At 73.7% G+C, this 11,771-nt stretch carries 9 protein-coding genes; 4 read left to right on the forward strand and 5 right to left on the reverse strand.

What is annotated here, in order from left to right; translation table 11 throughout:
- The gene (eccE, locus tag KSK32_RS14335) at nt 1-1,803 is read right to left on the reverse strand and encodes a type VII secretion protein EccE (protein ID WP_216931670.1); all 1,803 of its coding nucleotides are present in this window, start codon (nt 1,801-1,803) and stop codon (nt 1-3) included.
- Nucleotides 1,804-2,048: 245 nt separating this feature from the next.
- Here eccE and KSK32_RS14340 point away from each other — a divergent pair, with 245 nt between their 5' ends.
- Both KSK32_RS14340 and KSK32_RS14345 read left to right on the forward strand, forming a co-directional pair.
- Nucleotides 2,049-2,366 (forward strand): WXG100 family type VII secretion target, encoded by a 318-nt coding sequence (locus KSK32_RS14340; protein ID WP_018787788.1) that lies wholly within the window; start codon nt 2,049-2,051, stop codon nt 2,364-2,366.
- Between the two features lie 20 nt (nt 2,367-2,386).
- The gene (locus KSK32_RS14345) at nt 2,387-2,680 is read left to right on the forward strand and encodes a WXG100 family type VII secretion target (RefSeq protein WP_013473567.1); all 294 of its coding nucleotides are present in this window, start codon (nt 2,387-2,389) and stop codon (nt 2,678-2,680) included.
- A gap of 61 nt (nt 2,681-2,741) precedes the next feature.
- On the opposite strand, the gene mycP is transcribed toward KSK32_RS14345, so the two are convergent.
- Nucleotides 2,742-3,956, reverse strand: coding sequence for a type VII secretion-associated serine protease mycosin (gene mycP / locus KSK32_RS14350; protein ID WP_216931671.1), 1,215 nt, complete (start codon nt 3,954-3,956; stop codon nt 2,742-2,744).
- Nucleotides 3,957-4,108: 152 nt separating this feature from the next.
- Here mycP and KSK32_RS14355 point away from each other — a divergent pair, with 152 nt between their 5' ends.
- On the forward strand, nt 4,109-7,126 hold the full coding sequence (locus KSK32_RS14355; RefSeq protein ID WP_216931672.1) for an SseB family protein: 3,018 nt from the start codon (nt 4,109-4,111) through the stop codon (nt 7,124-7,126).
- A complete protein-coding gene (locus KSK32_RS14360) occupies nt 7,123-7,488 on the forward strand; it encodes a hypothetical protein (protein WP_216931673.1) in 366 nt (121 codons plus the stop codon). Before KSK32_RS14355 ends, KSK32_RS14360 begins: the two co-directional genes overlap by 4 nt.
- A 1-nt stretch (nt 7,489) precedes the next feature.
- Here the strand turns inward: KSK32_RS14360 and KSK32_RS14365 are convergent, their stop codons facing one another.
- The 3 genes from KSK32_RS14365 to KSK32_RS14375 form a co-directional block, all read right to left on the reverse strand.
- Nucleotides 7,490-8,422: an alpha/beta fold hydrolase gene (locus tag KSK32_RS14365; protein WP_216931674.1), complete on the reverse strand. Its 933-nt coding sequence runs from the start codon at nt 8,420-8,422 to the stop codon at nt 7,490-7,492.
- 120 nt (nt 8,423-8,542) lie between these two features.
- On the reverse strand, nt 8,543-8,881 hold the full coding sequence (locus KSK32_RS14370; protein WP_216931675.1) for a hypothetical protein: 339 nt from the start codon (nt 8,879-8,881) through the stop codon (nt 8,543-8,545).
- A 176-nt stretch (nt 8,882-9,057) separates the two neighbouring features.
- A complete protein-coding gene (locus KSK32_RS14375; RefSeq protein WP_216936081.1) occupies nt 9,058-11,460 on the reverse strand; it encodes an immune inhibitor A domain-containing protein in 2,403 nt (800 codons plus the stop codon).
- Between the last annotated feature and the right edge of the window lie 311 nt (nt 11,461-11,771).

Consider the following 11,771-nt stretch of genomic DNA (forward strand, 5'->3'; position numbering starts at 1 on the left):
TCAGTGCCGGGCGGGTCGGCCGACCAGTTGCGACTCGACAGGCGTGGGCGAGAGCAGCGCCCACCGCAGGGCCCGCCGGTTGACCACCGCCACCATGTCGTCTCGGATCCGGGTCAGCCACTCCGCGGAGCCGCCCAGACCCAGCGCCGCGCCCGCCAGCGCGGCCTCGTCCGGATCGAGCGGCTGCAGGACCGCCAGGTCGGCGCGGGCCAGCGCGGGCGTGTCGGCCGGGGTCAGTTCGTCGCGGACCACCAGCACCGACTGCCAGGCGGCTGCCGGTCCGGCCTCCGGCGGCACCGGCCCGGCGTCCACCACCACCAGCAGCGGGTGCAGCGGCGAGCCGGGCGCGCCACCGACCGGACGGCCCGGCGGGAGCAGCGGTACGCCACCGCCGACCGTCCCGACACCCCGCACGAACGGTTCCCAGAACCGGGGACGGCCGGTCTGCACCACCACGCGCGCGCCGAGCGCCAGCGCCCGCAGCACGAGCAACTGCGCCGCGGGCACACCGCCGACGAGCAGCACCCGGGTCGTGGCCGGGCGGAACAGGCGGACGGTGAGCGCAGCGCCGTGCCGGTTCGCACCCACCATCAGGCCGGCGGTGGCCGGGGGCAGGTCGAGTGCGGGTGGCGGCGACCCGGCCGGGGAGGCGGCCCCACCGGACACCGCCAACGGCAGCGTGGCGGCCAGCCCGGCCAGGTGCTCACCGTCGAGGCGGCGCCACTCGCCACCGACGTCACCCGCGATCCGGCGCAGCGTGCGTTCGGCCGTCGACAGTTCGGCCGCGCTCCCGGCTGCCACCCGTACCGCCAGCTCGGCCGGGACCGGTGCGCTGCCGGTGCGCGGACCGGCGGTGAGCGCGACTGTGGTGGCGGTGGCCGGCAGCGCGAGCAGCCGTCCCACCAGCCCCCGGGCCGCCTCGCCACGCGGATCCGGCCACCGGCGCAGTCGCCAGGTGGCCTGCGTCAGGCCACCCACCGTGAGCTGGGGCCAGGTCTCCCGTACCGGGGCGCCGGGCTCGTGGTGGGCCAGTTCGGTGATCACCCGCAGCGCCGCGTCGCCGCCCAGCGGCCGGGCGGTGAGCGGGCCGAGCCGGCGGACGAGTCGCCGCAGCGTGCCGGACAGCGCCCGCGACAGGTCCTCGTCCGGCCAGCCGTCGGCGCGCAGCACCTGGACGGCCAGCACCACGCGCGCCCGCCCGGCCACCCGCCCGTCGGTGAGCCGGCGGTACGACGTCCCGGCCGGACCGGCGGCGACAGCGGGCGCCGGTGCGGGCGACGACGAGAACACCAGTTGCAGCCGGATCGCGGGGGCGTCCGGACCGGCCGGGGGAAGCAGGCCGAACGGCGTGGGCAGCTCGTGCGCGTGGTCGCCGAGCAGGTCGTCCGGGTCGCCCAGCTCCAGCAGCGCGGTCAGTCCGGCGGCGTCGTGCAGCACGGCCGCGCCGCCGGACGCCTCCGTGGCGCCGACCACCGAGCCCGGCCGGAGCAGCTCCAGCAGCGCCGCCGGATCGGCCGCCGGTGGCAGGGCACGACGCCGGGTCAGGTACGCGGCGGCGGTGACGAGCCACTCGTGCAGCCAGCGCCCGCGTACCCGTACCCACGCGGCCGGCAGCAGCAGGGCCGCCGAGAGCAACGCGACGGCCGTCGGCACCACACCCCGCCCGGCGGTCGCGATCAGCACCGCCGCCGCGACCTGGGTCGCCACGATCTGGCCGGCGCGCAGCCGCGCGGCCGGACGGGTCGTCCACTGTGGCGTGCTGGCCGCGACGGACGCGGGCCGCTCGGACGTGCTCGCGGTCACCGCACCTCCTCGCCGGACCTCCGCGTGACGCTGCCGTGGCTCATCGTAGTGGGCGAGTTGTCCACAGGGGAGCCCGGAGGGGTAGCAGAACCGAAGTCGGACGGCTACCGTCAGCGACGAAATCGTCGAGTCGCGTGTCCGCCGCCGCCGGGCTTCCCCCTTCCACCGGCCCCGGGCCCCGCCGACGAGTCCACGGTGGTCACACGGTGGCCAGCCACGACCGAGGAGACGAGGTGACGTCCGGGATGTCCCAGACCCAGGCAGAAGCCGCGGTGATGCAGCAGACCGCCGCGAAGTTCGAGCAGGTCGACCAGTCGCTCCAGACCATGCTCAGCGGCCTGATGGCCGAGCTGGAGGTGTTGCAACAGGCCTGGCGGGGCGCCGGTGGGCGCTCGTTCGCCCAGGTCAAGCAGCAGTGGGCGCAGGATCAGGCCGCCTTGCAGCGGGCGCTGCGCGAGACCGCGACCGCGATCCGCAGCGCCGGCCGCCACTACGACGTCTCCGACACCGAGGCCGCCGGCCGGGTGGCGGGCACCAACCGCGGCATCCAGCTGCCGCTCTGACAACCGGAAGGATCGAATCCATGGAGCACGGTGTGCTGGTCGTCAACTTCGCCGCCCTGCAACAGGCGGGCGCCGACATCCAACGGGCGCTGTCCACGCTGGAGAGCCAGCTCGGTCAGCTCGAACGCGACGCCGCCCCGCTGGTGGCGAGCTGGAACGGCGAAGCCCGCGAGGCGTACGAGGTGCGGCAGTCCCGCTGGCGGGCCGCCTCGCAGGACCTCCAGGCGATGCTGCGTGACATCAAGCTCGCCGTCGAGGACTCCGCGACCGACTACCTCGACACCGAGAAGCGCAACGCCAACCTGTTCCAGTGACCCGACGCCGCGCGGCCCGGTCAGGTGACCCGGGCCGGGCGGCGCCGCACGTGGCCGGCGGTCACCTCGGAGCGGCCGGGCCCGCCGCCCGCCACCGCCTGCGTGCGCCGCGCGGCAGCACCAGGGCGAGCGCCGCCACGAGTGCCACCGCCCCGCCCGCGACGGCGGCGGCCAGCAGCGCCCGGTCCCGGGCCGTGTCCCGGCGGGACTGGCGGGCCAGCGCGGCCGGGTCCGGCCGATCGACGGGAAGCACGGCGCCCGGCCGGGCGCGGGATTCCACCGCCCCGGCCGACTCGGTCACCGCCCGGTACGGGTTGAGCACCCCCGCGCCGTAGCCCGCGTCCCGCCCCGGTGCCGGGTCGGCGGCGGCCACGATCCGGCCGGTCACCTCGTCCGCGCTCAGCCGGGGCCGGTACTGGCGCAGCAACGCGGCGGTGCCGGCCACGAACGGAGTGGCGTAGCTGGTCCCCTCCGCGCGCTGGTGTCCCGCCCCGGGCGCCGCCATCAGCACCTCGCTCCCCGGGGCGACCACATCCACGTACGGGCCGGTCTGGGAGAACGCCGAGCGTGTCCCGTCCCGCCCGATCGCGCCGACGCCGAGCACCCCCTCGTACGCCGCCGGGTAGGGCCGGGGATCCCCGTTGTCGTGCAGGTTCCCGGCGGCGGCCACCACTACTACGTCCCGCCGCACCGCGTAGGCGACGGCGGCGCGTACGGCCGGGTCGTCCGCGTACAGCACGACCGAGAGGTTGAGCACGTCGGCGTCGTGGTCCACGGCCCAGCGGATGGCCCGGGCGAATCCGGCCGCGTCGACCGTACGCCCCGACTCCCGCCCCTCGACGACCTGCTGCTCGCTCACCCGTACCGGCAGGATGCGCGCGTCCGGCGCGAGACCGCGGAACGCGATGCCGGGCTGCGGCGCGGCGGCGACGATGCTCGCCACCCCGGTGCCGTGGCCGGCGCAGTCCCGGGTGCCGTCCCCGCCCCGGTCGAGGAAATCGGCGCCGTCGAGAACGCGCCCGGCCAGCTGCGGGTGGGACCGGTCCACCCCCGAGTCGACGACCGCGACCACGACCCCGGCACCCGTCGCGAGCGGGGTGAGCCGATCCGGGGCGTACCGTTGCTGTGGCCACGGCTCGCCCGCGACCGGGCGGGCCGGCGCGGGCGGCGAGGCGCAGCCGGCGGGCGCGCGAGCCGCCGCCGGTGCGGCCGGAACCGCTGTGACGAGGAGCGTCGCCAGGACGGCCACGGCGGGGTACGCGACTGGCCGGGACATCGACGACCTCCGTAACGTGTCGGCTCCGGAACGGGATGTTAGCGGCTCGCCCACGTCGGGGCCGACCGTCGATGGCCAGAAGTCCTGATCTTGCTGCCACCTTGTAGGTTGTAGGCGATACCTGTGGCCTGTTCGCGGAAGGAGAGGTGGCCGTGACCGGATGGGAGCCGGCCACCGAGGCCGAGGTGGCGATGCGGGACGCGCTGCGCGCGCAGGACCAGCAGCAGTACTTCCGGGCGCTGACCCGCGTCGATCTCCTGCTTCCGGTCGCGAGCGGACCGACCGCCGGGTGGGGCACCTGGACCTCCGGGGGCCGCACCCACGTGCTGGCCTTCACCTCCGTCGCCGCGCTGCGCGCGAGCCTCGGGGAGAACGGGGGCCCCACCCGCCGCGTCGCCTACCCGGATCTGGCGGCGGGCTGGCCCAACCCCGAGTGGTGGCTCGCGGTCAATCCGGGCCTGCCGATCGAGGGCTACCTGCCCTCCTGGTACGTGGCGCAGCTCTCCCGGGGCGACGTCCGGCTGCCCGGCCGGACGATGGGTGCCCGCGCCCGGCTGGAACGGGTGGAGAACGCGGCCCGGGGAGCCCGGAACACGGTGCCCGAGGCCACGCCCCGCCCACCGGCCGTGCCCGTCCCGCCCGCCGCCGTCACGCCCGCTCCCGTGTCCCCTGCCGTCGTCCCGCCGGCCGCTGTCGCGCCTCCCGTCGTGCCTTCACCCGCTGTTCCGCCTCCGGTTGTGCCGCCGGTTGCCGGTGCCCCCGGCCGGGACGAGCGGCTGATGGAGACCGACGGGCCGGCCACGGTGCCGATGCGGGCCGCCTCGGTCCTGGGACGGCGGCTGCCCACCGTGCCGCCCCGCCGCCGCACGCCGGACAGCGACCCGAGCCGGACCGCCCCCGGCGCCGAACCGGGCACGGACGCCCTCGACGGCTGGCTCACCGATCTGCGTCGCCGCCCGGACGAGCCGGACCCCTTCGCCGCCGACCCGCCGGCACCTGCCGGCGAGTCGCCGGTGGCCTCCGCGCCGCCGCCCTCCCGCTCGTTCTTCGAACCCTCGTCCGGTGGCCGCTCGGCCCGGCGCCCGTCGTCGCTGGACCCGTCGCGCCGGGCCGGCGACCGGGCCGCCCCGCCGACCAGGTTCGCCGGTGGGCAGCCGTTTCCGCGCCGACGGCCGCTGAACGAGCCGGTACGCGAGGGCCCGACCCACGCCTTCCCGGCCCGGAGCGACGACTCGTCACCCGTGCCCCGACCGGAGGAGGCGACTCAGGCGTTCCGGCCGGCCCGCCCGCCCGAGGACGCCACCGAGGCGTTGCCCCGCCGCCACGCCGGACCGGCCGACGCAGCACCGGGTGCGGCGACGCACGCCGGACCGGCCACTGCTGACGGCTGGGGGGCCGTATCGGGTGGCGAAGAGGGCGGAACCACGCGGTGGGAGACGATCGACGAGCCGGTGGAGGAACTGCCTCCGTCGATCGCCGAACCGGTCTCCGCCCCGCCCGCCGCACGCCGCGACTTCACACCCATCGTCATCGAGGGCACAGTCATCGAGGCCCGCGACCTGACCGAGCCCGCGCCACTCTGGTCCCCGCAGCCGGCCGGTCCGGTGCCCGCGGAGCCGGCCGAGGGCGCGGCCACGCCGTGGGCCGGCGCCGATCCGACCATGCCGCTCTCCGTGGACCCGCCGGTCGCCGACGACACGGTGAACCTCACCGAGCCGACGGTCTCGCTGTTCGACCGCCTGCCGGACGAGCCGGCTGCGCCGTCGTCCGGGGCGGCTGAGGCTGAGCCGACGGTCTCGCTGTTCGCACCAGCGCCGGCAGCCGAGCCGACCGCGCCACTCTCCGGCCCGGCTGACGCCGAGCCCACGGTCTCGCTGTTCGATCCGGCACCGGCCGAGCCGACCGTGTCGTTGTTCGATCCGGCACCGGCCGAGCCGTCGACGTCGCTGTCCGCCCCCGCGCCGGACGACCCGACCGCGCCACTCATCAGCCCGGTGTCGGCCGAGCCGACCGTGTCGCTGTCCGACCCCGTGCCGGCGGAACAGCCGACCGTGTCCCTCTTCGAGCCCGCGACCGGCGACGAGCCGGTCACCACATCGCTGTTCGCGCCCGGTGAGCCGACCGTGGCGCTGTCCACGCAGGCTCCGGACACGGCGGAGCCCGCGGCCTCCGAAACGACGGCCGATCCGCCGTCGGGCGACGGATCGGCCGGCGTATTCGTGCCGGCGAACGACGTCGAGGAGGATCTGCTGGCCGCCGCGGGCAGCGGCAGCACCGACGGCTTCCTCACCACCCTGTTGCTGGCCCGGGTGCTGCTGCCGGTCGCGCCGGACTCGGCCGCGGGCAGCCGCCCGGGTGACAGCGGCTTCGTCTGGCACGCAGATCAGGTCGAGGGCGGGACGTGCGTCTCGGTCTACACCTCCCCGGAGCGCCTGGCCGAACACACCGAGGGCCGGATCGAGACGGTACGGGTCAAGTTCGTCCAGCTCATCCGCCGGTGGCCGGACGTGGCCTGGTCGTTCCGGGTCAACCCGGGCAGCCCGGTCGGCGCGACGTACCCGGGGGAGCAGGTCCTCGCGCTCGCCAACTGGGCGGCCGAGGTGGGTCTCGGCGACGACCCGGAGCCGGCCGCCGCGCCGCAGCCGGCGGAGCGGCAGCGCCCGGAGGCGGCCACGATCGCCGCGAACCGGCCGGTGACCATGCAGAAGGCGATCGCGGCGAGTCAGCTCGCGTACTACCTGGAGCGTGGCTACGACCGGGTCTCCGGATTCGTGCACCGGGCCGGCGAACTGGCGCACCTGCGTACCCCGGCGGAGCTTTACCGGGCGCTCGGGCTCGGTCACCCGGGCTCCCCGTTCTCGCCGGACGACGAGGAGATCTACCTGCTGCGCTGGCCCGCCTACCGGCCGAGCCTCTACCGGATCCCCTACGGCGGCCCGAACGAGGCGGCGATGCGGGCGATGGAGGGCTGGGTGATCGAGCGGCCCCCGTTCCGCGGCAACGGCTTCGCACCGGGGGAGAGCAGCGACGTGATCGCCGAGTTCAAGGTGGACAGTGCCCGGCTCCCGCACGGCGCCGAGCTGTGGCGGGTCGGCGCGGACGGTGACAGCAAGCTGGTCGCGGTCCTGGACACCGACGAGCTGTTGTGGCGGAAGGCGGGCGAGGCGTGACCCGCGACGGCTACGTGGCCCGCTGGCAGGGCCGGGAGTACCAGGCCAGCCCCGACGGCGACGACATCCGCCTCTACCAGCCCGGACCCGGCGAGGGCTTCACCGAGGTACGCCCCGGCCGGTACGTCCGGGTGGTGGCGGCCGCCGAGGTGGAGGACCTGGCGTACGTGCGGACCACCTGCACCTGGCAGGGACAGCCGTTCATCGTGCTGGCCGAGCACGACGGCTGGCTGCGGCTGGAGTACACCGGCGGGCGCTGGCCGGTGGCCGAGGCGATGAGGCTGGAGGCGTTCGACTTCGGCGTCTACCAGGGCTGGGCACCAGCGGCCGAGGTGGCCGACCTGGGCGAGCAGCGGGTCTGAGTCAGGACTTCGCCCAGCGCAGGATCTCGCCGAGCACCACGTCCCGGGCCTCCACGTGCGGGAAGTGGCCCACGTCGTCGAGCAGCCGCCACTCGTACGGGGCGCTGACGTAGCGGCCGGAGCCCTGGGCGGTACGGGGGAGCGAGGCCCGGTCGAGCGCGCCGTGCAGTTGCAGGGTCGGCGTGACCAGCGGCTTCTGCATCAGCTTCACGAAGCGGTAGCCGTGCAGCCGCAGCACCGAGCGGAACGCCCACCGGTAGCCCTCCATCGCGCAGAACGCGGCCTGCGGGATCTGCATCGCCACCCGGCAGCAGTGGGTGTAGTCGGCGAAGTCGGGGCCGGACACCCAGCGGGGGCCGCCCCACCGGCGCAGGATCTCCTCCACCTCGGCGGCGCCGTCCCGGGCCAGGACGTGCTCGTAGCGGGGAAGCTGGAACTTCAGCGTCGCGGTGGCCGAGGTGAACTGCCCGCGCGGGTCGGCGAAGATGGCCGCGCGCAGCCGCAGCGGGTGCGGCGCGCCGAGCACCACGAGCCGCCGGACCAGGGTCGGGTGGAAGGAGGCGGCGGTCCAGCCGATGAGCCCGCCCGCGCCGGTGCCGACCACTGTGGCGGACCGCTCGCCGAGCGCCCGGATCAGGCCGGCGACGTCGGCGGCGAGCGTGTAGCCGTCGTACCCCCGGGGTGGTTTGTCGCTCGCGCCGTAACCGCGCAGGTCGACCGCGACCGCGCGGAAGCCCGCGTCGGCGACCGCCGGCAGCATCTCGTGCCAGGCGTACCAGTATTCGGGGAAGCCGTGCAGGAAGAGCACCATCGGGCCGGTGCCCGCCTCGACGACGTGGAACCGGCTGCCGTTGGCGCCGACGAACCGGTGCGTCCACGGCCCTTCGGGCAGGACGCAGGACTCGTCGACGGGTCCGCCGCGCTGGTCGGTCATGGGGCACAGCCTAGGGCCGCCGGTCACCCACCGGCCCCGCAGGTGGCGAGGATCAGGGATTTCTCCGGGCGGTCACCCGGAACCGCATACCCGGGCGCGTGAGGGTGCCGCTACCGCCTGTCACTCCTCGATGATCCGCATCGGGATGCCGGGTCCGCAGTCGACGGAGCGGTCCCGCGCGGTGAGCCGCAGTGTGACCAGCTCGCCCTTGCGCATCTCGCCGGCGTTCGGGCCGTACACCGCGTACTCCGTGCCGTTCTCGTCCATCAGCCCGTAGCACGGCCCGGAACCGCCCCTGGTGATCCAGCCGGCGACGACGCCTGTGGGCCGGTTGTCGGTCGGTTTCCTCGGCGGGTCGGCGGGCCGCCGCAGCGTCGGCAGGTCGGTGGCGGACAGCGGCGTGGGGCGATCGGCGGGCGAGGCCGCGCCGCTCGCGGCCGGCTGGTGGTCGTCGGGCACTGATCCTCCGTCTCGGCCGTGAGCACACCTGCGGCAGCGCCGTCGCGAGGGCGGCCGGCCGCGTGGTGCGGGGCGTCACCCCGGATGGGACGCGGGTGGGGCATGCCGGGTTCCCGGAAAGGGCGATGCCCGGGCGGTTCACCGCCCGGGCATCGCGTGGTGCGTCGATCAGTGGATCAGGAGAAGCGGACCTTCATCGAGGTGCCGTTCTGCTCCAGAACCTTGATCTTGGTGCCGGTGGCCGGAAGCTTGACGCCGTGGTTCGGCAGCTCCGGGTACCAGTACTTCTTGGTGTCGTCGAACAGCGGCTGCGCCGCCTGGCCGCGGATGTACTGCGGCTGGCTGTTGATGTGCAGCGTGAACGAGTCGGCCTTCTTCAGGCTGAACGGCGCGTCGTAGACCTGGACGCGGGCCCGCCAGGGGTTGCCGGTCAGGTTGTAGATCGGCCGCGGGTGCGCGTCGATGATCATGTTCCGACCCTCACCCGGGTGCGCGAACGTGTCGTTGTCCGCGAACCGGAGGTTCCAGTAGGAGATCAGCAGACCCTCCTGGTACGCGTAGTGGTCCACGTAGTCCGGGCGGGTGTTCGCGTAGCCGAAGTAGTACGGGCCGGTCTTGAGGTACTTGTCGTACGAGACGTACGACCGGTTACCGGCGATGTAGTAGTTGTCGAACTTACGGGTGTAGGTCTCCTCGACGATGCTGAAGCCGTTGAGGGTCCAGCCGTTCGCACCGGCCTCGGCGCCGTCGGTGAGGAGCGTCTGGCCGTCGGCGGTCACGGTGATCGCGTCACCGTAGAAGCCGCCCTCGGAGACACCGCCGTCCGTCTGGTAGCGGAGCCGGAACTGCACGACGCTGCCGGCGACCGCGTCCATCGGGATGTTGATGTCGACCCACTGGTCGTTGCTGGAGCCGTCCAGGGCGTAGCGCCCGGGGGAGATCTCCTTCAGCGGGTTGCCGTTGGCCGTACCGGGCAGCGAGGTCCAGGTCTGGCCACCGTCGGTGGACGCCTCGAAGAAGAGGTAGTCGTAGTCCGCCTCGATGCTGTAGCGACCCTTCATCGACAGCGCGGCGCTGGTCTTCCCGGTGAGGTCGACGGTCCGCGTCATCGTGGTGTTCAGGTCGTCCTCGTTGCCCGAGAAGAACTGCTTCGTACCCTCGAACGGCGCGCCGTTCTGGAACGTGTACTCCCGCTGCGGCAGCACCACCACGGCGGCCTGGGCCTTGTTGGAGTTGTACTCCTGCGGGCCCAGCTCCAGGGTGCGCTTCTGACCGGCCACGACGACCTCGTAGTCGAGCCAGCCGAGCTGGAGCTTGTTCCAGGCACCCAGGTCGCCACCGCGCTCGCCGATGCCGCCGTCGTTCTTGGCGCCGAGCCGGCTCTGGGCCATCAGGGTCCAGTGCTCGTTGTTGTTGTCCCCACCACTGACCACGTTGTAGTCGTCCGGCAGACCGAGGTCGTGACCGTACTCGTGGTAGAAGACGCTCCGGCCACCGTTCTCCGGCTGGATCGTGTAGTCACCGATCCAGACGCCGGTGTTGCCGATCTGGGTACCGCCGGCCGGGAAGTTCGCCGGGCCGGTGTTGCCCTGGTCGCTGGCGAAGGCGTACCACCGGTGGCTCCAGATGGCGTCCTCACCCTGGTACGGGTCACCGTCGGCCTGGTCGCCGCCGGCGTGGACGATCTGGAAGTGGTCGATGTAGCCGTCCGGCTCGTTGAAGTTGCCGTCGGCGTCGAAGTCGTACCGGTCCCACTCGTCCATCGCCTTGACGTCCGCGGCGATCTCCGCGTCGGAGCGGCCCTGCGCCTTCTGGTCGGCGACCCACTGGTTGGCGGCGTCGCGGACCAGCGCCCAGGTGTTGGTGCAGACGTTCGAGGCGCACGGGTAGCCGTCGGAACGGCCGTAGCGGGCCTCGTTGTACTGCACCTTCACCCAGTTGGTGACCTCGCCGTCGACGCTGTACCGACCCGAGGACTGGGCCTCGTAGTACTGCTTCAGCGACTCGTCACCGGGGGCGGTGCCGAAGTACAGCTTCCGGAAGTAGTCGGCGCTGTAGTCGGCCTGCCACACGGTGGAGTTGTCCACCGCCCGGTTGGGCTGAGGGATCTGGTTGTGGAGCGGACCGTCGAACCGGGACGGGCCCGGGGTGTCCGGGTCGGTGTCCTGGTCCGGGTAGTTCGGGTGCCGCTCGTCGCCGAACTCCGCGAGGATGACGAAGATCTTGTCGGTCCGCTCGCGGGAGAGTTCGACGTACTGGTCCTTGGTCGGACCCTTGCCGGCCTTGGTGCTCTTGGCGGACCTGCCCGCCGCGGCACCTTCGACAGCCTGCTCGCCGACCTTGACGACCGTGCTGCCGTTGATCTTCTGGGCCTTCGCCCTGCCGGACAGGACCTCGCTGAGGCCCTCCTGGCGCAGCGCGCGCCGCTTCTCCTCGAGCGGGTTGGGCAGGTCGTGCTCAGCCTGCGCAGGCTCGGCCACCGACGGGGCGGCGGCCGGCAGCTTCGGCGTCGGCGCGGCGCTGGCGGACGTGCCTGCCACCAGTCCCGTCGCGGTCAGCGAAAGCCCGAGCAGACCCACTGCGACTTTGCGCACGTGGTACCTCCGGTGTGAGGGAACCGGCCCAACTGGGGGTAGGGGCCGGTGGAACGTCCCACTAGTGGGACCAAGGGTGAACATAGACACTGCTGGGACTGGTGGGAAGATGTGTGCGTCGATTTGTGGCAACTTTTTGTTGGGGACGCTTTTCACCGTCACACGCCGGCCCGTCACCGAGCCGTTGACCAGCGGCGATGCCTGGATCGTGCAGTGCAGTGACAGTCATGGATTAACCGCCTGCGCGGATGGGTCGGGAGCGCTCGCGCTCCCGACCCTTCCCCCATCGAACCTCT

The organism is Micromonospora sp. WMMB482 (genome assembly GCF_019038635.1).
In the GTDB taxonomy this organism is placed as follows: Bacteria; Actinomycetota; Actinomycetes; order Mycobacteriales; family Micromonosporaceae; genus Micromonospora; species Micromonospora marina.

Bases quoted from the DNA above. Each gene is read 5' to 3' on its own strand.
- KSK32_RS14340 (WP_018787788.1), top strand. From the start codon at position 2,049: ATGTCCCAGACCCAGGCAGAAGCCGCGGTGATGCAGCAGACCGCCGCG.
- KSK32_RS14345 (WP_013473567.1), top strand. From the start codon at position 2,387: ATGGAGCACGGTGTGCTGGTCGTCAACTTCGCCGCCCTGCAACAGGCG.
- mycP (WP_216931671.1), bottom strand. From the start codon at position 3,956: ATGTCCCGGCCAGTCGCGTACCCCGCCGTGGCCGTCCTGGCGACGCTC.
- KSK32_RS14365 (WP_216931674.1), bottom strand. From the start codon at position 8,422: ATGACCGACCAGCGCGGCGGACCCGTCGACGAGTCCTGCGTCCTGCCC.